The sequence below is a fragment of the Chloracidobacterium sp. genome (assembly GCA_016720705.1).
In the GTDB taxonomy this organism is placed as follows: Bacteria; Acidobacteriota; Blastocatellia; order Pyrinomonadales; family Pyrinomonadaceae; genus OLB17.
The window spans coordinates 434045-459823 of sequence record JADKKB010000007.1 but is presented as its reverse complement, the minus strand read 5'-3'; the positions used below and the strand labels follow the sequence as shown (position 1 = coordinate 459823).

General features: G+C 51.1%; 25 protein-coding genes. 6 read left to right on the top strand and 19 right to left on the bottom strand.

Features of this window, described 5'->3' with window-relative positions; genetic code table 11:
• Positions 1-449 precede the first annotated feature (449 nt).
• From IPQ00_09250 to IPQ00_09230, 5 genes are all read left to right on the top strand, one after another.
• Positions 450-3674: a VCBS repeat-containing protein gene (locus IPQ00_09250; GenBank protein MBL0240744.1), complete on the top strand. Its 3225-nt coding sequence runs from the start codon at positions 450-452 to the stop codon at positions 3672-3674.
• Between the two features lie 25 nt (positions 3675-3699).
• Positions 3700-4698, top strand: coding sequence for a hypothetical protein (locus IPQ00_09245; protein MBL0240743.1), 999 nt, complete (start codon positions 3700-3702; stop codon positions 4696-4698).
• A gap of 105 nt (positions 4699-4803) precedes the next feature.
• Positions 4804-8895, top strand: a complete 4092-nt coding sequence (locus tag IPQ00_09240) for an SBBP repeat-containing protein (protein MBL0240742.1) — start codon at positions 4804-4806, stop codon at positions 8893-8895.
• A gap of 276 nt (positions 8896-9171) precedes the next feature.
• Positions 9172-10161: a M48 family metallopeptidase gene (locus IPQ00_09235; GenBank protein ID MBL0240741.1), complete on the top strand. Its 990-nt coding sequence runs from the start codon at positions 9172-9174 to the stop codon at positions 10159-10161.
• A gap of 17 nt (positions 10162-10178) precedes the next feature.
• A complete protein-coding gene (locus IPQ00_09230) occupies positions 10179-10478 on the top strand; it encodes a divalent-cation tolerance protein CutA (protein ID MBL0240740.1) in 300 nt (99 codons plus the stop codon).
• Between the two features lie 65 nt (positions 10479-10543).
• On the opposite strand, the gene IPQ00_09225 is transcribed toward IPQ00_09230, so the two are convergent.
• From IPQ00_09225 to IPQ00_09150, 16 genes are all read right to left on the bottom strand, one after another.
• Positions 10544-11068, bottom strand: coding sequence for a hypothetical protein (locus tag IPQ00_09225; GenBank protein ID MBL0240739.1), 525 nt, complete (start codon positions 11066-11068; stop codon positions 10544-10546).
• 78 nt (positions 11069-11146) lie between these two features.
• Positions 11147-11956 (bottom strand): TIGR00730 family Rossman fold protein, encoded by an 810-nt coding sequence (locus tag IPQ00_09220; GenBank protein ID MBL0240738.1) that lies wholly within the window; start codon positions 11954-11956, stop codon positions 11147-11149.
• A complete protein-coding gene (locus IPQ00_09215; protein MBL0240737.1) occupies positions 11956-12720 on the bottom strand; it encodes an enoyl-ACP reductase in 765 nt (254 codons plus the stop codon). The genes IPQ00_09220 and IPQ00_09215 overlap by 1 nt, the downstream gene beginning before the upstream one ends.
• Before the next feature lie 40 nt (positions 12721-12760).
• Positions 12761-13330, bottom strand: coding sequence for a hypothetical protein (locus IPQ00_09210; GenBank protein ID MBL0240736.1), 570 nt, complete (start codon positions 13328-13330; stop codon positions 12761-12763).
• On the bottom strand, positions 13302-13520 hold the full coding sequence (locus IPQ00_09205) for a hypothetical protein (protein MBL0240735.1): 219 nt from the start codon (positions 13518-13520) through the stop codon (positions 13302-13304). The genes IPQ00_09210 and IPQ00_09205 overlap by 29 nt, the downstream gene beginning before the upstream one ends.
• Before the next feature lie 69 nt (positions 13521-13589).
• Positions 13590-14525, bottom strand: coding sequence for a bifunctional hydroxymethylpyrimidine kinase/phosphomethylpyrimidine kinase (locus tag IPQ00_09200; protein MBL0240734.1), 936 nt, complete (start codon positions 14523-14525; stop codon positions 13590-13592).
• A gap of 240 nt (positions 14526-14765) precedes the next feature.
• Entirely contained in the window at positions 14766-15167 is a 402-nt protein-coding gene (locus tag IPQ00_09195; GenBank protein ID MBL0240733.1) for a VOC family protein, read from the bottom strand.
• A 131-nt stretch (positions 15168-15298) separates the two neighbouring features.
• Positions 15299-15754 (bottom strand): outer membrane protein assembly factor BamD, encoded by a 456-nt coding sequence (gene bamD / locus IPQ00_09190; GenBank protein MBL0240732.1) that lies wholly within the window; start codon positions 15752-15754, stop codon positions 15299-15301.
• Between the two features lie 54 nt (positions 15755-15808).
• On the bottom strand, positions 15809-16678 hold the full coding sequence (gene mtnP, locus IPQ00_09185) for an S-methyl-5'-thioadenosine phosphorylase (protein MBL0240731.1): 870 nt from the start codon (positions 16676-16678) through the stop codon (positions 15809-15811).
• Positions 16679-16687: 9 nt separating this feature from the next.
• Complete coding sequence (locus IPQ00_09180; GenBank protein ID MBL0240730.1) at positions 16688-17203, bottom strand: hypothetical protein; 516 nt, start codon at positions 17201-17203, stop codon at positions 16688-16690.
• On the bottom strand, positions 17200-18054 hold the full coding sequence (locus IPQ00_09175; GenBank protein MBL0240729.1) for an MBL fold metallo-hydrolase: 855 nt from the start codon (positions 18052-18054) through the stop codon (positions 17200-17202). Before IPQ00_09175 ends, IPQ00_09180 begins: the two co-directional genes overlap by 4 nt.
• The gene (locus tag IPQ00_09170) at positions 18055-19539 is read right to left on the bottom strand and encodes a peptidylprolyl isomerase (protein ID MBL0240728.1); all 1485 of its coding nucleotides are present in this window, start codon (positions 19537-19539) and stop codon (positions 18055-18057) included.
• An 86-nt stretch (positions 19540-19625) separates the two neighbouring features.
• Positions 19626-20024, bottom strand: a complete 399-nt coding sequence (gene mce / locus IPQ00_09165; protein MBL0240727.1) for a methylmalonyl-CoA epimerase — start codon at positions 20022-20024, stop codon at positions 19626-19628.
• Positions 20021-20965 (bottom strand): methylmalonyl Co-A mutase-associated GTPase MeaB, encoded by a 945-nt coding sequence (gene meaB / locus IPQ00_09160; GenBank protein MBL0240726.1) that lies wholly within the window; start codon positions 20963-20965, stop codon positions 20021-20023. Before meaB ends, mce begins: the two co-directional genes overlap by 4 nt.
• A gap of 96 nt (positions 20966-21061) precedes the next feature.
• Positions 21062-21532 carry a DinB family protein gene (locus IPQ00_09155; protein ID MBL0240725.1) on the bottom strand — a complete coding sequence of 157 codons (471 nt, stop codon included), beginning with the start codon at positions 21530-21532 and terminating at the stop codon, positions 21062-21064.
• A gap of 175 nt (positions 21533-21707) precedes the next feature.
• On the bottom strand, positions 21708-22853 hold the full coding sequence (locus IPQ00_09150) for an acyl-CoA dehydrogenase family protein (protein MBL0240724.1): 1146 nt from the start codon (positions 22851-22853) through the stop codon (positions 21708-21710).
• Positions 22854-23016: 163 nt separating this feature from the next.
• On the opposite strand from IPQ00_09150, the gene IPQ00_09145 reads away from it, so the two are divergent.
• Complete coding sequence (locus tag IPQ00_09145; protein MBL0240723.1) at positions 23017-23454, top strand: CoA-binding protein; 438 nt, start codon at positions 23017-23019, stop codon at positions 23452-23454.
• 7 nt (positions 23455-23461) lie between these two features.
• On the opposite strand, the gene IPQ00_09140 is transcribed toward IPQ00_09145, so the two are convergent.
• The 3 genes from IPQ00_09140 to IPQ00_09130 all read right to left on the bottom strand — a co-directional run bounded on the left by IPQ00_09140 (position 23462) and on the right by IPQ00_09130 (position 25760).
• Positions 23462-24211, bottom strand: coding sequence for an rRNA pseudouridine synthase (locus IPQ00_09140; protein MBL0240722.1), 750 nt, complete (start codon positions 24209-24211; stop codon positions 23462-23464).
• An 84-nt stretch (positions 24212-24295) separates the two neighbouring features.
• Positions 24296-24805 (bottom strand): SMC-Scp complex subunit ScpB, encoded by a 510-nt coding sequence (gene scpB / locus IPQ00_09135; protein MBL0240721.1) that lies wholly within the window; start codon positions 24803-24805, stop codon positions 24296-24298.
• A 184-nt stretch (positions 24806-24989) separates the two neighbouring features.
• Complete coding sequence (locus tag IPQ00_09130; GenBank protein MBL0240720.1) at positions 24990-25760, bottom strand: segregation/condensation protein A; 771 nt, start codon at positions 25758-25760, stop codon at positions 24990-24992.
• Between the last annotated feature and the right edge of the window lie 19 nt (positions 25761-25779).

The following is a 25779-nucleotide window of genomic DNA, read 5'->3' as shown; positions in this document are numbered from 1 at the left end:
TTGTTGCAAATAATGGTGGCTGTCGAAAAGCATTTGGAACCGGACTGTTGCTCTTGGGATGTCTTCTGTTTGTGGTGGAGGGTTTTTGCCGCTTAAATCGATTCTTTTCGACGGCGGAAGAAAAGGCCTGGCTTGCGAAAATGCGGATAAGGCAAGGGTAATAGCAGAGCTATCTTACAAAGAGTATGAATTGGCTAAAGGAACCTCTAGAGAAACCGAAAAGGCGGAGGAACTCAGTAAAAATACCAAAATAATGCAAGGGTCGAGCGAAACTTGTTCGGAAATAGACTCAAGCCTCTTTCGCACAAAACTAGTCCTTATCTTCATCGCTATTTTCGATTGATTTTGGCAACTATCGGAATTTTCGACAGAACAACAAGGCGACTTGTTTGAACAAATAGGAAGCAGTTTTTGCGGATCGTCGAATCAAGGGTTACGGATATATGGCAATGAATACGAAATCAAAGATCATTACAACTATCGCAATTATTTTCGCCACGATGAGTCTATGGCAAAGCGTCAGAGCTGTGCCGGGCGACCTTGATACGACTTTTGCTCAAGGAGGCATAGCACGATGGGGTTTTGGCGGTGGTAGCGATGGAGCATACGCTGTTGCGGTTCAGCCGGATGGCAAACTAATTGTCGCCGGGACCAGTAGCAACGGTGCAGTAGTGGCGCGTTACAACACCGATGGTTCGCTCGACACCTCGATCTGGACATCGGGAAGAAGTTTTGACGTATTTTTGTCGAGGGGCGAAATCGCCGCCGTGAAAGTTCAAACAGACGGCAAGATTGTTGTCGCAGGCACGATTGTGAGTGACTTCGCCGTGACTAGGTTCAATACGGACGGTTCGTTGGACTCTTCATTTGGGTTCGGCGGACGAATGACTACATCGATCATTCCTGGCTTAGTTGCTAGCTCAATGGCAATACAGCCAGATGGGAAGATCATTGTTGCGGGATCGCGTATTACCAGTACTAGAGAGTTTTTTGCTCTCGTTCGCCTCAACATAGACGGTTCGCTTGACAACACTTTTGACACCGACGGCGTAGTGACTACCACAGTTAGTGCTGGGACTGATAGAGCTTCTGCAGTAATGCTTCAGGGAACCAAGATTCTGGTCGTAGGCACCGCTCGTCCGATCGGGCTCGCTAACTTTGCCATTGTCCGATATAACTCCGATGGTTCGCTTGATTCTTCATTTGATACTGACGGCATTGTAATAACTAACATTGAGGGTGGTTCCTTGCAAAGTTACGCGACAGCAGTAGGACTTCTGCCTGGAAATCCGGGAACAGGAGTTCCCGATCGAATCGTCGTTGGTGGATCTAGTCAAACCAACAAGTTTGCGGCCGCCCGTTACAATTTGGACGGCTCACTCGACACCTCTTTTGACGGCGATGGGAAAGTAACTGTACAGGTCGGTTCATCCTACGGGGGAGCCACCGGGATGCTGATTCAGGCAAGCGGAAGTGTAACGCGAAAAGTAATTTTGACAGGTTTTAGCAGTAATATTGAAGGGCAATATGACTTTGAGCTCGTTCGATTGAACTTGAACGGTTCGCTCGACACCACTTTTGACGGTGACGGTCGAGTCACCACTCCGATTGGTTCTTCCACGGACATTGCGAACGCTACGACATATCACGAAGGGAAAATTGCTTTGGTCGGCTACTCTTGGATCAACAGCGATGATTTTGCTCTTGCCCGATACAATCTGGATGGTTCGCTTGATACGACATTCGATACGGACGGAAAAAGAGTTGATGACTTTGGTAGCTTGACAGCGAGAGCCAAATCTCTTGCGATACAGCCTGACGGTAAGATCGTCGCTGCTGGTCTGGGCGGATTGATGCGTTTCAATGGTGACGGCACGCTTGACGATCTGTTTGACGGTGATGGACGAGTGTCTTCGTTCGAGAACAACGGACTAGCAATTCAACCTGACGGCAAAATTGTTACGGTCAGTTATCTAGCGGGTATTGGGGGCTTCAACATGACCCGCTATAACTCGAATGGTTCGGTCGATATAAGCGTCGCTACGGTCGTTGGGACGAGCGAAACTGTTGCGACCGCGACCGCCATACAGTCAGACGGCAAAATTGTTGTTGCAGGCTATACGGTTTCGCCCGGAAATGATAGCGATTTTGCCGTCGTGCGCTACAACTCGAACGGCACCCTTGACAGCTCTTTCGACGGAGATGGCAAACTGACCACTGATTTTGACGCGGCTGAGGATCTTGCAAAAACGGTAGCGATTCAATCAGACGGTAAGATCGTAGTCGCTGGAAAGGTTGGCGGGGCTTTTGGTGTCTCGCGGTACACGACGAACGGTTCCCTCGATAGTTCATTTGGCATAAATGGAAAGGCCATTACACCGGCCGGCACCATTACTTTTGGCGACTGTAAGTCAGTTGCGATCCAATCGGACGGTAAGATCATCGTTGCAGGCTCCGCCAACAATCCATCTGATTTCGCATTAGTTCGATTCAACTCGAACGGCTCGCTCGACACGTCATTCGACGGCGACGGTTTTGCATTCATTTCAATCGGTGTAGGTTCTGATGGTGCAAACTCAATTGTAATCGAACCTAGTGGAAAAATATTAGTCGCGGGTTTTGCTGATAGTGGAACAAACAGTGATTTCGCGATCGTCCGATTCAATTCCAACGGCTCGCTCGATTCGTCATACGGTATTGCCGGTAAAGTCATTCTTAATATTTTCGTGAGCGATATCGGAAACGCGATTGTTCTAGATTCGTTGGGCCGAGCCGTAGTAGCTGGCGAAGCCGGCGGAATGTTCGGTCTTATCAGACTGCAGAACAGTTCGGTACGGACGAAATTCGATTTCGACGGTGACAGTAAGACGGACATTTCGATATTCCGACCAAATCTCGGTGAGTGGTGGTATCTAAAATCCTCTAACGGCGGAAATGCCGCGTTTCAATTTGGCGCGGCGGCGGACAAGGTCGTACCTGCCGATTATACCGGCGACGGTAGAGCTGACGTTGCCTTTTGGCGACCGAGCACGGGATTTTGGTATATCTTGCGCTCCGAAGACAATTCCTTTTTTGCGTTTCCTTTCGGTGCAAATGGTGACACGCCTGTTCCGGCCGACTACGACGGCGACGGAAAGGACGATCCCGCTGTTTTCCGCCAAAGTAGCCAAACCTGGTTTATTCAAAAGTCATCAGGCGGGACAGATATTATTAGCTTCGGAGCGGCGGGCGATAAACCTGTTATTGCCGACTATGACGGCGACGGCAAAGCCGACATAGCGATCTTTCGACCAAATGGCATAGTCGGTTCAGAATGGTGGATCCGCCGCAGTTCAAACGGTAGCGTATACGCCCTCCAATTCGGCACGTCGGCAGATAAGCCAATGCAAGGCGATTATACCGGCGACGGCAAGGCAGATGTCGCGTTTTGGCGACCTTCGAACGGGAACTGGTTCATCCTGCGTTCCGAGGATCTTTCATTCTACGCGTTTCCATTCGGAACAAACGGTGATATTCCACTTTCCGGCGACTACGACGGAGACGGGAAGTCCGATCCCGCTGTTTTTCGTCCATCATCCAATAATTGGTTTGTACAAAGGTCAACGGCAGGAACGTTGATTCAACAATTTGGAATCGCCGGAGATCTGCCGGTCCCAAATGTTTTTGTTCCATAGATCACATTTAAATACGCGAGGAATTATGAATTACCATCCAATCTTAAAGTTTACATTTCTGATCGTTTGCTTCCTTGCCGTTCAAGCTTCGGCGCAGACAGACGATGAGCCATACGACACGGGAGCCTTTGACCGCATAAAGTGGGGCAACAATGAGTTAATAAAGCCATATCTCGCGTGCTACGCCAAAAAACACAATCTGGAACTTCTCAAAGTAACCGACGGAGCCTTTCGAGCGCGCGGATTCCAAGACAGCAAGGAGATGAAGGCTGCTTTGTTGGAAGAACAGCCGCAGCTTGCCGAGATCGGGCGGCAGTTGAAAAGCCAGCTCAAGTCGCGTCCGAACACGGGCAAGTCGTACCAATACAATCCGGGTATCTGGGAAGAGATCATTAGTAATCTCGCCGAATATATGCCCTGCGCGATCGGCGGAGAACAAACGCGGCGATCGTCCGAGAGCGTTTATATGAAGATGTATTTAGAGGACATCAAGAAAATGCAAAAGGAGGTGGATGACTACGACCCCGCCGAACGCAATTATCTAGTAAGTGCTTCAACCGCCGACTATCTTCTATACGCTGTTTCGAAACGTGAACGAGCTAAATGGCTCGCAGATTCTGAAGAATTTAAGCCGACGCTCGATCCGCTGCTTGACGCTCTCGCCGCTTCCGCCGCAAAAAAAATACCCTTGTATAAGGTATTACCTTCGTGGTTCAAGTTTCGAGATGCAGCCGCGGAGAAGCAGGCAATGGGCATTTTCAAGACTCGGGCGACGATCAAGGTCCACGGCATCGGTGTCGAGAACGCTGGCTGGCAAATTCAAAAGGACAACTATGGCCTGTTGCCGTCTTATCGCTATAAGAACGCTAATATTTACTATCGCGATTCGAGCGATGACCATCCTTATTGCCGCGTCGCGAGCGTCCGCGTCAAACAAGATTATGCGGGCGGCGGTCGGTACAGCCCGGAAGTGTATCGCTCGAGTGCTCGGATCACGGTAATTGGCTGTCCGACGGGTAAATGAGCAAAGAAGAGAAGTTTAGCCAACTCCCAAAGAATACTTCATAAACATAACTTAAGGATGCTGATCGGCAAGACTTAGCCGACAAGGTAAATACGGAGGGTCCAATTGAAAAAAGAACAGGTTCAGATATTGCGAACATCAATCGTTTTGTTAGTTACCGTAGGCCTGATTTTATCGTTTGTACTCAACAAACGGCAGGTAGTCGTATCGGCAACACCCTCGCCGATTAGCCGCGATGTGAGATCGAAGATCTACTTCGAGCAGAATCGCGGTCAGGTTGACGAGCGCGCAAAATTTATCTCGCGTGGTGCGGGCAGTACGATGTATTTGGCCGCGACCGAGGCGGTTTATGTGCTGCCGATGCCGTTCGCAGGAGATGGGGAGAAGGGGAGACAGGGAGACAGGGAGATAGGAAGGCCCGACGAAATAGAGCCGCTTGGGCGAGATGTCTCCGCGTCTCCACGTCAGGCGTTCGCACTGAGGATGCAGTTTGTCGGTGCGAATCCGGCGGCTGAGGTTTCGGGTGATGGCGAACTCGCGACGCGGGCAAACTATTTTCGCGGGAACGATCCGTCGCGTTGGCTGACCGACGTTCCCGCGTTTTCGCGGGTTCGGTACGAAGAGATCTACGAAGATATCGACCTTGAGTTTTACGGGAATGCCGAAAACAAAAGCCAGTACGATTTTATCGTCCAGCCTAACGCCGATGCTTCGCAGATCGAATTGGATTTTGCCGGAGCCGACTCGATCAATATTGACTCAGAAACCGGCGATTTGCTGATAAACACTGCCGCCGGAACGATCAAGCAATCCAGCCCGTTCAGCTATCAGCAAACAAACGGAGCCAAGTACGCCATTGCAAGCAGCTACGAATTGACCGGAACGACAAGTGTTCGTTTTCGGCTCGGAGAATACGACCGCTCAAAACCACTCGTCATAGATCCTGCTCTCAACAATCTCGCCTTTTCTAGCTTTCTCGGCGGAGGGGGCAGTGATTCGGGCCGCGATATCGCCGTAGACGGAGCGGGCAACGTATTTGTCATAGGCACGACTTCGTCTGACCTATTTCCAACAACGAGTGGTGTTTTCGATACAACATATAACGGTGGTAGTGACATTTTCGTATCGAAAATGACCCCAGATGGCGCCAACGTAATTTTTTCAACCTACATCGGAGGAGATGACACCGAAGAAGTAGCTTCTATGGCGATAGATGCATCGGGTAGCATTTTCGTGGTGGGGGATTCACGAAGTGTAAATTATCCCACCACCGCCGGAGCCTACGATGCAGTCTTGACCGGGGGCACTCTTGATGTCGTCGTATCCAAGTTGAACGCAACCGGAAATCAACTCATTTATTCGACGTTTATCGGTGATATTGGCTACGAGCTTGGCCTAGGAATCGCCGTCGACTCAACCGGAAATGCGCTTGTCACCGGCTATACTAACGGTAACTATCCCACGACGCCAGGAGCCTACAGCACGACATACAATGGCGGCAGCTTTGACGGGTTTGTGAGCAAATTGAATCCGAGCGGCTCTGCCCTAGTATATTCAACGTTTCTAGGCGGAAGTAACTCTGATTTCTCCCGAGCGATTTCCATTGATAATTTCGGAAACGCAATTGCCACCGGCTCTACTCAAAGCGGGCCTGACGGAAACGGAATAGGCTCGTTTCCAACTACCGTCGGAGCATTTGACGCAACTTATAACGGAGGCTCCGATGCATTCGTGACAAAAATCAATCCGACCGGAAATGCACTCGTGTTTTCGGGATTTCTTGGAGGATCTGGCTATGATAATGGATTTGCTATAGCGTTAGACACACTCGGAAATATCTATGCAACCGGTAATACAGCCAGCGTGGACTTTCCGGTTACGTTAGGAACTTATGACAACACGTACGGCGGCAGCGGTAATTTCGATATTTTCGTTACTAAGATGTCACCTGCTGGCAATACGCTGTCGTATTCGACCTACCTCGGCGGGAACGGTACAGAAGACGGAAACGACATCGCTGTCGATAGTTTTGGCGCCGCATATGTCACCGGACTAGGTGGCGACACTTTTCCGATTACGGCAAATGCGTTCGATCCCGTTGTAAGTGGCGGTTGGGATGCGATTGTATCGAAACTGAATCCGGCCGGTAGCGGACTCACGTATTCAACGTTTCTGGGTGGCTCGCAGGGTGATACGGGAAGGGGCATCGCGTTGGATGCCGCCAATAATGTATACGTGACGGGATTTACTACGTCCTCGGAATTTCCGACGACGGCGAATGCTTTTCAAACCGATTATGCAGGCGGTTATGATGCTTTTGTTTCGAAGTTGGGAAACTTTGCGATCAAGGGGCGCACCGTCGATGTAACAGGAGTTGCTGTTCCAAATGCGATGATCGCGCTCAGTGGGTCGAGTTCGGAGACAAAACTTACAGATGCGGCGGGTAACTTCATTTTTCTTGATGCTCTCCCAAATCGTTCCTACACCGTATCAGCTTCGCGGGCCGGAACCGTGTTCAATCCATCGTTGTTTAACCTGCCCGTTCTAGATGATAACCGTAATTTGTTCTTTGTCGCCGGCGGTGCTCCGGGCGGCGGCGGCGGCGGGAGTAATATTTCGTTCGCTGCGGATAGTTTCTCAGCTAACGAATCCGGCGGAGCGACGACGATTCGTGTTTGGCGCGATATAGGCACGATCTCTTCCACGGTGACGGTGAATTACGCAACGTCGGATGGCACGGCCGTCGTCGGCAGCGACTATATTGCTTCGAGCGGCGCGTTGATGTTCGCTCCCGGCGTGACCGAGAGAACGTTCAGCGTCTTCGTGCGGGACGACCTGTTGACCGAGGGCATTGAGGACCTCAACCTTACGCTCAGCAATCCGACCGGCGGAGCGACGCTTGGTACAAGTGCGGCGACGTTGAATATTGACGACAACGGCGAGCCGCAGGTACAAACTACCGGTTACACGCTTGGTATCGTTAGCATTCCCGGCTCGCTTAAGAACAGGCATATCGTCGGAATCGCAGCTTCGAACACCGACGGAACCGTGTTTGTTGCGACCGACAACAACTTTATCGAGCCCCCGACCGGGCTGACAAATAGTTGCGGTGCGCAGCCCGTCCAATGGAGCTTCGACCTTTTCCGAATTCTTCCTAACGGCAATACTAACTTGCTCGGAAATTATCAGATCCCGCATCGTTCCCTCGTAAACCTCGAACTGAATCCAGTAGACGGATTGCTCTACACGGTCGGCACCGACCGCAGGATTTACAGCATTAATCCTGCGGGCGGGCCGGCTGCGGTCTTCAACGCGGACGTTGGGTTCGACACCGTACGTTACGGCCTTGAGGCGGACGAAGGCGGCAATCTAATAATGATGCAGTACGGTTCGCCGAACAGCTTTTACCGTGTCACGGCGGGAACTGGAGCAACATTCCTCGGAAGCTACCTCAATGACTCGGCGAATTTTGGCGACCGGTTCGGTATCCAGCCGGACGGTGACTACGTCGTCTATTCGGACGCACCGGAAGGACGAACGCCGCGCGAGTTTGAGATCGACACGACCGGACACATTGACGGGACGCCGTTCGCTTTCAATTATCTGACGGGATCGAACATGCGTACACTTGGTTCGAGTTACATTCTCTCCAATGGTGCGGTCAATCCGATAGCGGGCGACGTATTCTCGTCCGGCGGCAACTGTTCGGCCGGATCAAGCGTTATCCTTGCGACTGCAGCAGGCGGCAATGCGTCGTCCGTTTCGAGCACATTTATTAGCGGAATCGGAAATAATTACACGGATGGGATGGAAAACTTCAACGCCCGCGGTGTGACCGATCTCGATTTCGGTGCTCGGCGTGACGGCCTGCCCGGAAAATGTCTGTATTTTACTGACGACTTTAATGACGTCATCTACTCGGCATGCGGATTTGCTCCGACCGCAGCTAATGTTTCGGTTTCAGGCAGGGTTTTTTCGCCGGACGGATTTGGCTTGCGTAATGCGAGCGTGTCGATCACCGACACACGCGGCAGTGTCCGAAGTACTCTAACCGGTTCATTCGGCTATTTCCGATTCGACGAGATCGTCGCCGGCGAATCGTATGTCGTTGCGGTCCGGTCGAAACGCTACGTGTTTACTACTCGAGTTATTAATCCGTACGAGGAGTTGACCGGTGTCGATTTCACTCCGGAATAGCGGGGATGTTGCCTACAAACTCCCACTATTTTAGACAAATCATATATTCATATGATTTGAGACACTTCTTCGCCATTCGAAAGTTCGAAACGTGGAGTCATGAATTGCGACCGGCTTTATCTAGGGGGGGGGAATTTTCAATATTTTCAGCTTTAGCCGAACAATAGGCAAGTATTATCGTACTGATATCAGAATTGAAAGCATTTAGTCTCAAGCCGGGGTTAAAAACCTTCCATTACACTAGCTAAAGCTTGTACCAATTAATAAAATCTATTCATGGCAAAGAAGAAACCCGACGGTGAAGAAACATCGACCACTTTAACTAAGAGCCTTTCCGTGCGCTGTAGATATTGTGGACAGAAGAATGCAGTAAAGGAAGGATACGTAAACGGCGACGCTGTATGCGGCAAGTGCAAACTCCCGTTGTCGAACGCACCGCATAAGAAGTTCGCGGCCCTCAACAAGCACGAATACATCCACCCGGCCGACAGCAAGGCACTTGCGGCATTGCGAGCTATTCCGGGCATCGACACCGCCCTTAAGAAGCTTCTGGCCGTTACCGGTGAGTCCGCGATCCGCGTGTCATTTATGGCGTCCGCGATCAAGGTCACACCCAAGCAGTGTCCGGACCTTTATGCAAAGCTCCAGATCGCCTGCACGACGCTTGGCGTCGATATGCCGGATATGTTCATCCAGCAAAATCCTATGGTCAACGCATTCACCGGTGGCGTCGAACGCCCGGTGATCGTCCTCCATTCGGCGCTGATAGAACGCCTTACGGATGAAGAGACTCTGGCGGTAATTGCTCACGAAGTGGGTCACATACACGCCGAACACGTACTTTATTTGACGGCTGCACGCCTGATGGAAGCTTTAGCAAACCTGTCGGTCGCCCGACTGATACCGGGAAGCGACATAATTAAATTTATAGTTTCAGCAGGCATATCGAGTGCACTACTCGCGTGGTCACGGCGTGCCGAGCTTTCCTGTGATAGGGCCGCACTGCTTGTAACGCAGGATCCGCACGTGATCGGCCGTACAATGATGAAACTCGGTGGAGGCACGCTCGCGTCAAAGGTCGATTACGACCAGTTTCTGGAGCAAGCTCGCGAATTTCAAACGAATTACGACGAGAACAAACTCGACAAATTCTGGGCCGACATCATCAACGCCGGCCTCTCGCATCCATTTCCGGTCTGGCGGGTCTCGGAGATCCTGCAGTGGGTGGAAACAGGCGATTACGAACGCGTGATGAATGAACATTAAGGTCAATGTTGATCGTGATGACAACCGTTGAAAGCCAGTCTGACGCGACCGTCTTGGCAGAAAAACTCGTCACCGGGCAGTTTGCGGCGTGTGTCCAAATATTGCCTGCAATGATGTCCGTGTATATCTGGGAGGGCGAAGTGCAAAAGGAAAGCGAGCATCTGCTGTTGATAAAGACAACCCGTGAAAAATGGGTGGAAGTCCGAGATTTCATTTCCGCAAACCACAGCTATGACGTACCTGAAATCGTCGCGATCGATGCGGAAAAGGTCGCCGGCCCATATCTCGAATGGATCAGCCGCTCACTACAAAACTAGCTAAAAAAGTGGACGGCAGTAAACTCTCTGCCGTCCGCAAGTTCAGTCTAAATTTCAACTTCCGATCATTTTGCGATATCAACCAATACGCAAGGCTCGAGCGTCATTGTCTTGTCCTCGCGGATCGTAAAGGTGCCTTTTACGGTTGCTTTTGGAGCCTTATTGCTTTTTGCAAGGCCGTTAACTCTATCCTCGATTCCCGGATATTGCGAAAAGTCCCCTTTGCATTCAATGCCGTTTCCCGTGACAGATGATCCGTAACTATAGCCTACATTTAGCGTATCTTTGCTAGCATGATTGATGTAGCCGGATACGGTGATCGTCCGCCCCGGAAACTCGGTGGCATCCATCCAGTCTGAGGAGAGTTGGAGGTTGTCGGCAGTCGTCGTGATCGGCGGCTTGTCGGAAACCGTCGCGACCGTCGAGTTTGAATTCGGATTCGTCGCCGCATTTGAATTCGCGGTGTTTACCGTCTTAGCATTAGCTCCATTTGACGGAGGCGTCGCGGTACCACCGCAGGCAGAAAGCAAGGCGATTCCGCCGCATACCACCGATGCGATCAGTGCATACGGTGAAAATTGAAATTTCATAGATCGTTCTCCTAAATGAGTTTGTTATTTTCGATATAGCGGGTATGTGTATATCAAAAAGCCGCCAAAACCCGCAATTTACCTTTTATAGTCGTTATCGATCCCCGCATAACAGGTTTTGATGATGAAATCGACAGCGTCGCGAGGCGAGTCCGTCAGATGTATTAGGCCAATGTCTTCGGCGTTGATCATCTTTTCATTGATCATCATCGTGGTCAGCCACTGCAAAAGGCCCTGCCAGTACTGTGAACCAAAGAGCACCACGGGGAAGTTTCGGATCTTGCGCGTCTGAATTAGGGTAAGTGCCTCAAATAGCTCATCCATTGTGCCAAAACCGCCGGGGAAGATGATATAGGCGTTACTGTATTTGATGAACATGGTCTTGCGGACCATAAAATACTTGAATGTCAGTGATTTCGTAAGGTATGGATTTGCCTGTTGTTCGAACGGCAATTCGATATTGCAGCCGACCGAGACCGCACCGGCCTGATGAGCACCCTGATTGGCAGCCTGCATAATTCCGGGCCCGCCGCCCGTGATGATCTCAAAACCGGCGGCACCAAGCAGGTAGCCTGTTTCGCGGGCTGCTTCGTACATCGGTTCACCTTCGCGAGTTCTGGCAGAACCGAAGATCGACACGCCGCGAGTAATCGTTCCCAGATGGTCAAATCCGTTGACAAACTCACCCATTATGCGAAAAACGCGCCACGAGTCTGAGGTCCGATATTCGTCCTCGAGTTCAGGAGAACGCAAAAGTACCTCGTCGTCGGTGAGGTGCCAGTAGCCGGGTTCTTCCTGACGCTTCTTAACGTCAGCGACGGTTTTCGGGACCGCGGGTTTCTTTCGCGGTGCTGATGATTTTGCTTTGTTTGATTTAGATGTTGCCATTAGACCCCCATAATGTTGTAGCCACAGTCCACGTAAATCGTTTCGCCGGTGATTCCGCTCGCGAGATCGCTGACGAGAAACATCGTTGTATTGCCGACTTCCGCGGCCGTCACATTGCGCTTGAGTGGCGAGCGTTCGCCGATGTAGCTAAGGAGTGACCCCATATTCTTGACGCCTCGGGCCGAGAGCGTGTTGATCGGGCCGGCCGAGATCGCGTTGACACGTATATTCTTGGCGCCGAGGTCAGCTGCGAGATACCGTGTCGAGGCTTCGAGAGCGGCCTTTGCGACGCCCATCACGTTGTAGTTCATAACGACCTTTTCGGCACCGTAATAGGTCATCGTCACGATACTGCCTCCGTCATTCATCAACGGTGCTGCCGCTAGAGCGACCTGCGAGAGCGAAAAAGCGCTGATCTCAAGTGCCGTGCGAAATGCCTCGCGGGTGGTGGCGACGTATTCGCCCTCGAGTGCCTCTTTTGGAGCAAAAGCGATCGAATGGACTATGAAATCGATCTTTCCGAACTTTTTCCCGATGGCGTCGAATGCAGCATCGACGGTTGACTGATCCGCCACGTCACACGGCACGACGATACAACCATCAAGGGTGTCGACAAGTTCCTCGACGTTTTCCTTCAAACGGTCGGCCTGATATGTAAATGCCATCTTTGCCCCCTGAGCGGCGCAAGCCTGAGCACAAGCCCAAGCGATCGAACGCTTGTTGGCAACGCCAAAAATGACTCCAACTTTATTTTCAAGCATCATAAGTATTCTCTATCGGCGAGTGCAGGTCGCGACCGGGCACTCAATCCGTAACGTAAGTTCTCTGTAGTGATTCAAAATCTAAAAGTCGTATGTCGATATCGACCGGAGTATCAGTAAATCGTCTTGTGATCAGCATCCCGCGCAAGGCTTCCTCTTCGGCAAGCGAGAGTTGGGTCACGAGCACGAGCATCAGCTTGAGCCTCAACCTGAGTTTCATATCCGCAAGATTTTTCTTGGCTATGCTGATCTTTTTAAGCATCGACTCGATCTTGTCCTGACGCACATCCGGCACCACTAAAAACGATACTTCGATGCAAGTGATCATATCCTGTTCGATCAAAATAGCATCAAATGGCGTGCTCCCGAGTTGAACGTGGCGGAGCAGCGGCAACTTTTCCTCCTGCTGTATCTGCCGCAGAGCTAGATCCTCGGCAACGATATATGCCGAAAGAAGGTCGCCCAATGAATCGTCGTCAACACCGAGGAGCCGTGATAGCTCCTTGACCTCGAGGTTTACATTTTGACGTTGCAGCTCAGGTGTTGCCGCATCCCACTTGACCAAACGCCGGTCGCTCGTGGCATCAAGGCGTCGATTTCGGTTGACGCTCAACACGAAAAAGGTGGCAAATTGACGCTACCGCGGCGACCATAAACCCGACGACCGGCCAGATGCCGGCCTGGACGGCACTCCCGATTCCGATCGCCAGACAGACGAATGCGATGGTGCCGGCAATAAAAAGTGCATAGCCATTAGAACGGCGTTCGAAACGAGCTAATGGATTTTCGACGTTTTTGTCCATTCTTAAGCGACGTGCCCCAATCCGGAGCGGTAAAAGGCGTGTGTGTTATCGCCGTTTTTCGATCTAGGTCTACGCGTTCGTCGCTCTTTCAAATGGAATATCATCAAAGTGCGTCATTGTCTTGAACGTCTTAAAACGCTGATTGATCTCGGGATAATCGAGACCATCGACACGTTCGGTGCCAAACTTCTCGACATTGAACGAAGCCATTACCGAACCATAGATCATCGCCCGTCGGAGAATGTCGTCAGTGATCGACGTGTGACTGGCGAGATAGCCCATAAAGCCGCCGGCGAATGAGTCGCCCGCACCTGTCGGGTCAAAAACGCTCTCTAGCGGATATGCCGGCGTAGCAAAGTAGCCGTCCTTGGTAAACAAGGTCGCCCCGTACTCACCGCGTTTGATAACGACGGCCTTGAGGCCGAGGTCCATTATCGCTCTTGCGGCCTTGTGAATATTAGGCTCGTCCGTAAGTTGCCGTGCCTCGGCGTCGTTTATAATAATGCAATCGACGACCTTGATGGTCTCGATGAGGGCGTCCTTCATCGACGTGATCCAAAAGTTCATCGTGTCCATCGCGACAAAGTTGGCGTCAGGCATCTGTTCGCGGACCTGCTTTTGCAGCATCGGCAGGATATTTGCGAGGAACAGCAACTTGGCGGACTTAGAATTGTCGCTTAGCTTCGGCTCAAACGTCTCAAAGACATTGAGCTGCGTATCGAGCGTGTGAGCCGTATTCATATCATAATCGTAACGACCCTTCCAAAAGAAAGTCTTACCATCCGCCACGACTTGAATGTCGTCAGTGTTGATATTGTGACGTTTAAATACCGACCATTCTTCGTCGCCAAAGTCGCCGCCGACTACGCCGACCGCGTTCACCTGTGTGAAAAAGCTCGCCGCCAACCCAAAATGCGTTGCCGCACCACCCAATATTTTGTCACGCTGACCAAACGGCGTCTCCAGCCCGTCAAACGCGATCGAACCAACTACAGTTAAAGACATAATGTATAGAATCTAGAAGTCAGAATTCGGAATTCAGAAGCGACTGCGGACATTCTAGCTTCCGCCGATTCGCATCTGGTCTCTGACTTGTCACCATTTTACACGCGTCGTGCAATTTTAGCGATTTACGTCAATAAAAAGACGTTTCGTGTACGCTGAAAGCACGGTCGGCAGAAACTGGGTAGGTTTCGTCTGGGTATAGGGAACCGTGTCGCAAGAACCTCGACGAGTGTGCTTAGACTATCTCCGCTCCTGGTTGATCCGCCAGGGCGGATTTTTGCGGTTGTCGCCGGCGGTGAAGAGGCAGATCTTGTTGCCATTCGGATCCATCAGGTAAGCCTCACGCCAGAACCAAGGTCGGTCCGTTGGTGGTTCGGTGAATTCAAGGCCGAGGGCTGTGAGGCGGTCGAATTCGGCGTCAACGTCTTCGCATTCGAAATAAAGAACGATGCTAAGAGAAGGCACGCTTGTTGACACTCGCGTTTCTGCCTCGCTGACCGACAGAGTCGATTTGCCATCGGGACATTCGAGCCTAGCGTATCGCGGTAAGGAATCGACGATTCGCGTGAGACCGAGCTTTTCGAAAAACTCGACCATCTCTGTCGTCCTATCACTGTATATTGTGACTTGGTTGAGATCCATTGCTCTATTAATTGCCACTAGCTTTAGCTAGTGGCAGGGAAACTAAAAAGACCCGGCTTCAGCCGAATCTTATTTGGGCTGAAGCCCGATCTATTGAATCAAGCTGACCACTAGCTAAAGTTAAGGTTAACTTATTTTGATTTCAAGACCGTCAAAGTCGTTTCCGCATCGGCCTTGTATTTGCTTTGCGGGTATTTTTCGACGAGCATTCCGAAATACATCACCGCGTCCTCGCGCAGTTTGGCAGGTGCAAATTTTACCTTTTCCTTTTCGGATTTGTAATCGATCTTTTGCTTGCCTTTGTTTTCGGACAGATAATAGCTGCTCATACCCGCAAGGTACAGAAACTCGTCGATCTTGGAAAACTCGGGGTACGCGGCAAACGTCTCTTCGAACCGGAGCAGAACCTGCTTGTAGGCCTTGCGGGCCGGGCCGAATGCCTGCCAGGCAACGTCGAGATTGTGCTTTGCGTCCGCTTCCATCAGCGGATCACGGTCGATCGCCGGCGTGACGTTGCGCTGGGCAAACGTCCCGAGTGTTAGCGTTCCGAGAATAATGACGGCGAATAAGAGAGACTTTGTCTTCATAACTTATTTCAGATGACGCGAAACGGCGATGAGTTTCCCAACGATCTCGGGGCCTTACCGATATTTCCCGATGATCGCCTCGAGGCTTTTCAGCGTTTCGGCAGGCCATAGATCGGGGGCCGTAAAGATCGCGTTCTTGGTCGCACCGGAAAACTGATTCGGCGTCTCTTTAGCGGCAACGCGTTTGACGGCGTCTTTTAGGACTAGCTGAGCGTTGCGGACGTTCTTATTTAGATATTCGATGACCATCTCTACGGTGACGTCGTCGTGGCCCTCATACCAGCAATCGTAATCAGTGACTAGAGCAACCGTCGCGTAGGCGATCTCCGCCTCACGGGCGAGTTTGGCTTCCTGCAGATTTGTCATCCCGATCACGTCCATTCCCCATTGGCGGTAAACGTTGGATTCGGCCTTGGTCGAGAACGCCGGGCCTTCCATACAGATGTATGTTCCACCGCGGTGGGTGGTCACGCCCACCTCGCGGCACGAGGCCTCGAGAATGTCGCCGAGTTCGTTGCAGACCGGGTGAGCAAAGGTCACGTGCCCGACGATGCCGTTGCCGAAAAAGGTCGATTCCTTTGCACGGGCAAATGTGCGGTCAAAGAACTGGTCCGGTATCAAAAAATCCGTCGGCTCATATTGCAGCTGCAGCGATCCGACCGCCGAGACCGACAAGATGTAATTGACGCCAAGCATCTTCATCGCGTAGATGTTCGCCCGATAGGGCAGTTCGCTCGGGGTCAGTTTGTGCCCGCGTCCGTGCCGCGGCAGAAAGGCCACAGTCACCCCGTCCAACTCGCCGACGATAAACGAATCCGACGGGTTGCCGAACGGCGTATCAACCGCGATCTCGCGGACATTTTCGAGTTCCGGCATCTGGTACAAACCACTGCCGCCGATGATTCCAATATTTACGTTTTCCATTTATCCCTTCTATTTTACAGGCGCAGTCTCGCCCTTGCCGCATTCTGCGCCCTCTACAAATTTCTTCAATTCGCCGCTATCACGTCTCTTGACTAGTTCATCAAGGGCGGCGAATTTCGTTTTGGGCTTAACCTTGACCATATTTTCATAGGCACGAAGCATACTTTCCATTCCGGCCAATTGTGCGGCATTGTCATCCTTTGCCTTGACAGGATCACTAAGCTTAAACGCCGCCATCGCAATCGTGTATTGGGCCAGGAGTTCGTCGGCGTTCTTATTCTTTTTGTCCATCGTCGCCGAAAACATTTGCGTACAGATCGTGACGCTGACATCGTCGGTTTCGATAACATACCGCATCGCCCACGATCGAAAGTCCTTTGCCTTATCAACAAACGGTTCGACTTCCAATATTTGGGATGCTTTTATTAGCGTTTCTCTATCACTTGGTTTATCTTGTGCGACCGAAAAGTGGGCCGTCATGCTCGCCAAAAACAACACGGAAATAATAGTTAACGTTTTCATCATATATTTGCTCCAAGTGTCGATTTTCTAACAGCTATCTTCCCATTTATTTCGGTCAGCGTGCAAAGTGGTTCTTGCGTGTCGTGATAGAAAAGACAAAGCCAATTTTCACGCACGGCCTGCGGGAGGATCTTTTTCTTGAATTCCAATGTTCCAACCGGATAAAGGTCAAAGCCCGCGATCCAAGCGAGCGGCAAATGGTGCCGCGTCGGGATCAGATCGGCAAAGCCGTAAAGCGTGCGGCCGCCGCGATCCAATCTCACTGTCTGCATCGTTTCGGAATGTCCGCGGATCTGCTCCAATCTGAGGCCTTCGACGACTTCGTACGAATCGGGCATTAGCTCGAGTTGGCCGGACTCCTGCATAGGCCGCCAATTTTCAGACAGATAACTTGCTCGGTCGCGCTCGTGCGGGTGCTCGGCGTGTTCGAACTCGCTCCTCGATAATAAATAGCGGGCGTTGGGGAATTGCGGTCGAAAGCCGTCCAGTTTCGTGCCGATAGTGTTTCCGCCGGCGTGATCGAAATGTAAATGGGTATTAACGACGATCGTGATGTCGTCGGGCCGATATCCGGTGATCGTAGCAAGCGAGTCAGCAAACGGCCGTTTGCGGTCGATGCCGTACATTGCCGTTTCGCGATCTGTCCACTTTTCGCCGATGCCGGTCTCGATCAAAATGCGTTCATTCGGCGTTTCAATGAACAGACAGTTCATATTCAGCCGGATCCGATTCAGATCATCAGCCGGACAAACGCGTTCCCAAACGACGCGAGGGACGACTCCGAACATCGCCCCTCCGTCTAATTTGAACTCCGCGTCGGGAATTATCTCGACGCGGTAATCGCCTAGGTTCATTTACTTTTTAACTTCCGGCTTTTTGGGAGCAGGCGGAGCAGGCTTGACTTCCTTTCCGTCTTTGCCCGGTTTGCCAGGTTCACCCGGCTCACCCGGTTCCGATCCCGGAGGCGGCTGCATCTGCTGCATCTGCTGCATCTGCTTCATCTGTTCGTCGGTAACCTGCGGGACCGTGAAATCGGTCGGGACCTGAACGTTGTTTGCCGCGACGATCTTGTCCACCAGTTCTTTTTCCTTGTCGGCCTCGAGCTTGGTTCGGACATATTCCTTGACCGGCATTTCAGGAGCGTTCGGCTTTTCGGGATCCTTGAAGTTGGTTGAGATCAGGATGTGTCGAACGTCGTATGTCTCGTCCTTGGCTGCTGCATCTTTTTTGCCCAGCTTTCGCTCAAGCTTTATGATGTGAAAACCAAAGTCGGTCTCAACTAGTTCCGCACTTATCTGTCCGGGTTCGAGTGCAAGAGCCGCAGTTTCAAAAGGTGCCACCATTCGGCCCTTTGGCACATCGGCATAAAGACCGCCCTTACCGGCTCCGGCCTCGGGGCCCTTGTTGCCGGGATCTTCGGAAAACTCGTTGGCAAGTACGGCAAAATCCTCACCGCTCTTAGCACGGTTCAGTATCTCCATTGCCTTGTTGCGCTTTTCAGTTGGGCTCAATTCAGGGTGCTCCGCGATATATTTATCAATATCCTCGTCCGTGACCTTCATTTTGTCTGTCAGCGTCTCAGAGTAGATACGGGCAAGAAACTGTGCCTGCTGGAGCTTTACCTGAAGGCTGATGCGGTCGACCAATTCCTTAGGTACTTCGCCGGCTGCGGCCTTGGTGTCGTACTCTTTCTTATAAATGCGGATCTTAGCGAAAACTTCTTTGGCCTGAGTCTTCTCTTCTTCCGATATCTCGCGGTTTGCCATTTCGGGGTTACCGGCCTTGAGAAGTGCGACCTTGGTATTCAGAAAATCCTCAAATTCTGCAGCGTGAGTACGGCTTTCGGCCGGCGTGCCGAGTCCCAACTTCTCCATCAAGCCGGCAAAGCCGCCTGTAGGTGCTGCGGGGCTGTTGTCCTCACCCCAATACTGATTGATCATATCCTCAGTAATGAACCCAAACGGCGGCATCGGGCCTTTGTCTTTGTTCATCTCGCGATCATAGTTGACCGCGGTGATCTCAGCCTTAATATTTTCGAGTTCCTGTTTGTTGTTGGGTTCCGCGGTTAAACCGTCAGCCTTGGCCTGGCTGGCAAACGCCAATAACTGCCTGAGACTCTCAAGCTGCTGCTTTTTAAGTTCCGGATCTTCGTTCAAACGCTTCAAGATCGCCGGATTCTGTTTCGAGACATCGGCCAGCAACATTTCGACCTCTTCGCGGCTGATCTGATTAAACGATTCGGTCGAGTGCCCGCCGACCTTCTTTTTCCAAACAACGAGTCCAGCACCGATCGCAATGATCACGCCGACTAAAATAAGACCTTTAGTTAAATTGCTCAATTCGCGAAGTCCTCACTTACAAAAAATCAAATGAAATTCAAACGGATATAATATCAAAACGCCGGGAATTAAACTAATGAAAACGGTCAATGGCGTGTTTGCACCAGTTCGAGCAAAACGCCGCCCGTCGTCGTCGGATGAACGAAAGCCACAAGACAACCCTCGGCACCGATACGCGGTTCATCATCAATTAAACGCATACCTTGCGATTTTAGTTTCGCGAGCGATGCCGCAATGTCATCGACCTCGACCGCAATATGATGAATGCCGCCGCCTCGTTTCTCCAGAAACTTTGATATTGGCGAATCTTCGCTGGTCGGTTCGAGGAGCTCGATGCGACTCTCGCCGAGCGGGAGCATCGCGACTCGTACCTTTTGATCTTCGACGATCTCGGTATGTATATTTTCAAGTCCGAGTGCATCTTGCCAGAACTTCAGAGCTTCGTCGATGCCGTTTGTGGCAATACCTAGATGGTTGATCTTCATATCTTTTTGATGATCTCGTCGATTGCCGAATACGGATCATTTCGCTTTTCGGCGACCGCGAGCGAAAGTGCTTCGAGTTTCTCGGTAGTTCCGGGTTGCATCAAGAGATCACTCAATAGCCGTTCTTGTAAAAGTTCCAGCAACCGCCATTTTGCAATTGCCTGACGGCGCAAGATGCTCGATTCACCTTGCAACTGGTATTCGTAATACGATGCAATGGCCGTTGCCAATTCATCTATGCCCTTGCTTTCAGTGGCGACAGTCGGAATTATCGGCGGATGCCACATATCCGGGCGATGTGCGAGGGAGAGCAGTGCCTCGAGTTCTTTTTTCGTGCGAAGGACACCGTCGCGATCAGCTTTGTTTATTACGAAAACGTCGCCGATCTCCATTATGCCCGCCTTTATCGCCTGAATGTCATCGCCCATTCCCGGTACAAGTACGACGACCGATACATCGGCCGCTTTAACGATCTCGACCTCATCTTGGCCGACTCCGACGGTTTCTACTATGACCTTTTCAAATCCGGCTGCGTCGAGGATGGCGACTGCGTCAACAGTCGCTCGCGAAAGGCCGCCGAGATTGCCCCGCGTCGCCATAGAACGAATGAAGATATTCTTATTCAGTCCGATCGTGCCCATTCGGATACGGTCGCCTAAGATGGCACCGCCGGAGAAGGGACTCGATGGATCGATACAAATTATCCCGACTCGCTCGCCCTCTTGGAGGTAATGTAAAGCGAGTTTATCGACCAGCGAGGACTTGCCGGCACCGGGCGAACCCGTCACGCCGATGATCATCGCCTTACCGGTGTTTGGGAATATATTCTTCATCATTGCCGCCGAGCCTTCGGCGCCGCGTTCGATTCGCGAAATGGCCCGTGCAACGGAGCGGGTGTCTCCCGCCAATACTTTTTGTATAAGATCTTGTTCCGACATCATTCCAATACCAAATTGATAGTTTCGCATTCTTTCGGGCGAATGCAAAAAAAGACAGGGCAACAGCGGCCCTGTCCCAAAATTCCGATCTTTCGCTGACTACATTCCGCCCTCATCCGCCGATGGCCCGTACATCGACGGCACGGGAATATCATTAAGGCGAAGATAGACGGAAAGCTGTCCTCGATGATGAATAATGTGATTCATCACAAAAGATCGCATCACAGCGACCTTTGGCATTGTCATATAGACCTGATCGCCATTTCTCATCGTCCAGTCAGTCAGAAATGTCTCGTCGGACGTTTCGCTGATAATGAGCTTTGCCTTGGCAATATGATCGTCAAAGAACGCGAGAAGCTCTTCATTAGAAGTCGGCTCAAATGGCGTAAAGTCCATTGTGGCAAAATCCAGAGCATCGCTCTTGAGTGTTTCTTTGGTCCAGCCGAACATTTCCGCACAGTGGACTGCCAGTCTGCCCATCGCCATCGATTTTTCGTGTGGTTTCCAGCCAAATTTGTCGGCCGGAACTCGCTCGAGAACGTGGCGGGTGACCTTCGCTTCGTTCTCCAATTCTCCCAAAAATGCTTTTGCCAGTCGGCCCGGACCGGCGGAGGTGCTTGTGCTCATAAAATGTGTTAACTCCTTATTCGTAATTAAATCAGAGGACGATTGTAACACAGCGTTGCATCAATGCAACGACACGTTGAAAATTTTCACCTGCTTATAGTTATCTTAATTTAACTGGCTAAAACGAACTCAAGAGATTCTTGGCAATTACGACCCTCTGGATCTCACTGGTGCCCTCGCCGATGGTGCAAAGCTTGGAGTCACGCCAAAACTTTTCTGCCGGATAATCTTTCGTATAGCCGTAACCGCCGTGGATCTGAACGGATTCTTCGGAAACGCGGACTGCGGTTTCCGAAGCAAAAAGCTTCGCCATCGCTGATTTTTGTGTGACGGGCTTTCCGGCGTCTTTGGTTGCCGCAGCTTGTAGAGTCAAGAGTCGAGAACATTCTATCTGGGTCGCCATATCCGCGAGTTTGAATTGAATGGCCTGAAACTTTGCAATAGGTTTTCCGAACTGCTCGCGTTCTTTCGCATATTTTACCGCAGCTTCGTACGCTCCCTGAGCAATTCCGACAGAGAGAGCGGCGATCGAGATACGCCCGCCGTCGAGTACCTTCATTGCCTGCATAAATCCATCGCCTTCATTGCCGAGACGATTTTCGTCGGGGACGATACAATCTTCGAAAATCACCGACGCAGTCTCCGATGCCCGCATTCCGAGCTTGTTTTCTTTTTTATCCGAGCGAAAACCTTCCATCGATTTGTCGAAGATAAATGCCGAGATGCCGCGGTTGCCTTTATCTTTGTCAGTCACAGCGACGGCGACCAGAGTGTTGCAAGCGATCGCGTGAGTAATAAAATTCTTCGATCCGTTCACCTTCCAACCGCCATCGACACCGACGGCGTTTGTTCGGGTGCCTGAGGCATCAGAACCTGCCTGCGATTCGGTCAATCCCCACGCACCAAAACTCTCGCCGGTTGCCAGCGGCACTAGGTATTTCTGCTTTTGTTCCTCGGATCCGAACATATATATGTGATTCGAACACAATGAGTTATGTGCGGCGACGGAAAGCCCAACGGAACCGCAGACGCGTCCGAGTTCCTCAATGATCGTTGCGTATTCGACATATCCCATTGCGGAACCGCCGTATTCTTCCGGAAAAAGGATTCCCATCAGTCCCAATTCAGCAAGTTTAGGCCGCAGTTCGGCAGGGAAGTGTTGGGTCTCGTCCCATTCCATTACGTGGGGTTTGATCTCGCTTTCGGCAAATTCGCGAATGCTGTATTTGATCTGGAGCTGTTCTTCGGAAAGTTCAAAGTTCATAATGTTGATATATATAACAAACAGTTATCATCGCATAATCAATTGTTTTGAGGCAATCGGGGAAACTATTGGTGTGGGGCGACACACTAATTTCGACTTCTACCGATAATCTCGACGAAAGAATTTAACGATACGCGATGATTGCTAGGTGTATAATTGTGAAATGGATTGGAAAGAGAACTTGCTAACAACAGACGAGCAGATCCGGGAAATGCTTGGCGACACCAAAACGATCGCGGTGTTGGGCATCAAGCCTGAATCGCATTCGGGCCAGCCGGCATTTTATGTGGCGAAATATATGCAGGACGCGGGTTTCAAGATCATTCCGGTGCCGGTCTATTATCCCGACGTGACGGAAATACTGGGCGAACCGGTAGTTCGCGATCTGAGTAAGGTGCCGGGCGATATCGATTTGTTAAATGTATTTAGGCGTTCGGACGACATTCGCAAGCACACGCTCGAAATTATTGCCAAAAAGCCAAAGTATGTATGGTTTCAGCTCGGAATTCGGAACGACGAGGTCGCCGAACGACTTGCGCAGGCGGGCATCAAAGTTGTTCAGGATCTATGCTTGATGGTCGAGCACAGGGCGTTGATGTAAATATTTCCTATCGTCTCGCGGGTTTCTTTTTTCCGGTCGGGTTATCACGAAACGACTGGACCTCTTCTTCGGTCAACAATCGCGATTCGCCTACGGGCAAGTACTTGTCAGAGATCGGGCCGATCGAAATACGTTTTAATTTTACGACCGAATGACCGATCGCATCGAACATTTTGCGGATCTGTTGATTGTGTCCCTCAAATAGCGTGACCTCAAACCAACCGTTCTTTTCGGTTGCGGTCAACTCAGTGATCTCAGCGGGGGCGGTCTTAAACCCATCCTCGAGCAGAATGCCGCGGCGAAGCTTGTTTATAGCGTTGGCATTGGGCAGTCCTTTGACCTTGACGTCGTAAACCTTCGGGATCATCTTCGACGATGCCACATAATTAGTGAAAGCCCCATTATTAGTGAGGATGATCAAACCCTCGGTATTGTAATCGAGTCGGCCAACGGGATGGAGTTTCGCTCGGCTTTTAACAAGGTCGGTGACGAGTTTGCGGCCTTCCGGGTCGGCAGAGCTCGAGAGATATCCTTTTGGCTTATTTAATAGCACGTAGATATCGACGCGGGACTGGATCTTTGTATTAATGAGCTTGCCGCGAACCTTTATGTGATCTTTTTCGGGGTCAGCCTTGGTGCCGAGTTCGGTGATGATCTCTCCGTTGATAGTCACGTCGCCGGACTTAATAATTTCGTCTGCCGCCCGCCGCGAAGCGATCCCGGCTTGAGCGATAAGTTTGTTCAATCTCTCCTGCATATAAGACATTGCACCACAGAGGCACAGCGGATACAAAGAAAACAATTAGAAATCTCTGTTATATGGTGATCACGGTGTGGAAATTTACTGAACCAGATCCTCGAAATCCTCGATACTCGGCAGTTCAGACAGATCTTTCAGCCCAAATTGAACCAGAAATTCCTTGGACGTGCCATACATCATCGGGCGGCCGACGGCTTCTTTGCGGCCCTTGGCGACGATGAGACGTTTGTCGAGAAGGGTTTTGATCGCCGAAGCAGATTGGACGCCGCGGATCTCAAGTATCTCCGGCACGGTCACGGGTTGTTTATATGCGATAACCGCAAGCGTCTCCAGAGAGGCGAGCGAAAGTTTGGCAGACGGCCGTGTGCGTAGGAACTTTCGCACGTCGTCGTGCAGTTCCGTACGGGTGGCGAGTTGCCATCCGCCGGCGATCTCGCGAAGTTGCAGGCCGCTGCCGCGTTCTGCGTATTCTCGGACGACTTCTTCGATCGCTGCCTCGATGCTCTCACGTTCTTCGTCCAAAACCTCAGCAAGCAGCTTGGCAGTGATGGGTTCGTCGGCGACAAATATCAACGCTTCGACCAGAGCCATAAGCTCTGCAGGCGATCGTAGCTGCTTTTCTATTACATCCAGTTCCATAGCGTGAATTTTACCGCAGAGTCACTTGTTAGCAGAGTTAGGAAAAGAAATTTAACCGCAAATGGACGTATGTAGACATAGATAGAAAGAAACGACCAGGTTGAAATCTTCCTCTGCGCCTTTGCGTCTCTGCGGTTCATACTTTTCTCAAAATGATTTCGCCGAATGTTTTACTTTGGAGCAGTTTGACGCCTTCGGTCCGGACGATCTCCAAAACCGCGATGAATGCGGTGACAAGTTCGCGGTGCGAGTGCATTTCCTCAAAGAACTTGAGCAAGTTTATTTCGCCCGTCTCGGTTATCCGTCGATGGAGCGTTTTTATCATATCCGCGAGCGAGATCTCTTCGCGGGCGATCTCCATTTTTACTTCGTCGACGTGCCGGGCAACTATCTTTTGAAATACCGTAAGGATATCAAAGACGGTCGCGTCGATCTCGGCATTATTATCATCTGATTCGATCGGCCCGCGAGTAAAGATGGCTTGCTCAATGGTCGAGCGTTCGTAAAGCATTCCGGCGGCGGTCTTAAATTTTTCGTATTCGAGCAAACGGTCGACTAGCTCTTGCCGCGGATCGTCGATCTCTTCGTCCTCGGCGGCCAGAGGATCGCGGGGCAGCAGCAACTTCGATTTGATCTCGATCAGTGTCGCGGCCATTACCAAAAAGTCGGCGGCGACCGAAATGTCGAGCCGCTTCATCAGCCGAATATATTCGAGGTACTTTTCGGTAATGCGGGCGATCGGGATGTCAAAGATATTTGCTTGTTCTTGTTTGATCAAAAACAGAAGCAGGTCGAGCGGGCCGGCAAAATCGCCTATCGAAACAGTAATGTTATCGCCGGACTCCGCGCCGATCCGCGCTGTTTCATTCCCGAAATCAAATGTATATTTTTCCGGTGTTGTTTGCATTTCTCAGTGACGGATCGGT

Bases quoted from the DNA above. Each gene is read 5' to 3' on its own strand.
- IPQ00_09250 (MBL0240744.1), top strand. From the start codon at position 450: ATGAATACGAAATCAAAGATCATTACAACTATCGCAATTATTTTCGCC.
- IPQ00_09245 (MBL0240743.1), top strand. From the start codon at position 3,700: ATGAATTACCATCCAATCTTAAAGTTTACATTTCTGATCGTTTGCTTC.
- IPQ00_09235 (MBL0240741.1), top strand. From the start codon at position 9,172: ATGGCAAAGAAGAAACCCGACGGTGAAGAAACATCGACCACTTTAACT.
- IPQ00_09230 (MBL0240740.1), top strand. From the start codon at position 10,179: ATGACAACCGTTGAAAGCCAGTCTGACGCGACCGTCTTGGCAGAAAAA.
- IPQ00_09225 (MBL0240739.1), bottom strand. From the start codon at position 11,068: ATGAAATTTCAATTTTCACCGTATGCACTGATCGCATCGGTGGTATGC.
- IPQ00_09220 (MBL0240738.1), bottom strand. From the start codon at position 11,956: ATGGCAACATCTAAATCAAACAAAGCAAAATCATCAGCACCGCGAAAG.
- IPQ00_09215 (MBL0240737.1), bottom strand. From the start codon at position 12,720: ATGATGCTTGAAAATAAAGTTGGAGTCATTTTTGGCGTTGCCAACAAG.
- IPQ00_09205 (MBL0240735.1), bottom strand. From the start codon at position 13,520: ATGGACAAAAACGTCGAAAATCCATTAGCTCGTTTCGAACGCCGTTCT.
- IPQ00_09200 (MBL0240734.1), bottom strand. From the start codon at position 14,525: ATGTCTTTAACTGTAGTTGGTTCGATCGCGTTTGACGGGCTGGAGACG.
- IPQ00_09195 (MBL0240733.1), bottom strand. From the start codon at position 15,167: ATGGATCTCAACCAAGTCACAATATACAGTGATAGGACGACAGAGATG.
- bamD (MBL0240732.1), bottom strand. From the start codon at position 15,754: ATGAAGACAAAGTCTCTCTTATTCGCCGTCATTATTCTCGGAACGCTA.
- mtnP (MBL0240731.1), bottom strand. From the start codon at position 16,678: ATGGAAAACGTAAATATTGGAATCATCGGCGGCAGTGGTTTGTACCAG.
- IPQ00_09180 (MBL0240730.1), bottom strand. From the start codon at position 17,203: ATGATGAAAACGTTAACTATTATTTCCGTGTTGTTTTTGGCGAGCATG.
- IPQ00_09175 (MBL0240729.1), bottom strand. From the start codon at position 18,054: ATGAACCTAGGCGATTACCGCGTCGAGATAATTCCCGACGCGGAGTTC.
- mce (MBL0240727.1), bottom strand. From the start codon at position 20,024: ATGAAGATCAACCATCTAGGTATTGCCACAAACGGCATCGACGAAGCT.
- meaB (MBL0240726.1), bottom strand. From the start codon at position 20,965: ATGATGTCGGAACAAGATCTTATACAAAAAGTATTGGCGGGAGACACC.
- IPQ00_09150 (MBL0240724.1), bottom strand. From the start codon at position 22,853: ATGAACTTTGAACTTTCCGAAGAACAGCTCCAGATCAAATACAGCATT.
- IPQ00_09145 (MBL0240723.1), top strand. From the start codon at position 23,017: ATGGATTGGAAAGAGAACTTGCTAACAACAGACGAGCAGATCCGGGAA.
- IPQ00_09140 (MBL0240722.1), bottom strand. From the start codon at position 24,211: ATGCAGGAGAGATTGAACAAACTTATCGCTCAAGCCGGGATCGCTTCG.
- scpB (MBL0240721.1), bottom strand. From the start codon at position 24,805: ATGGCTCTGGTCGAAGCGTTGATATTTGTCGCCGACGAACCCATCACT.
- IPQ00_09130 (MBL0240720.1), bottom strand. From the start codon at position 25,760: ATGCAAACAACACCGGAAAAATATACATTTGATTTCGGGAATGAAACA.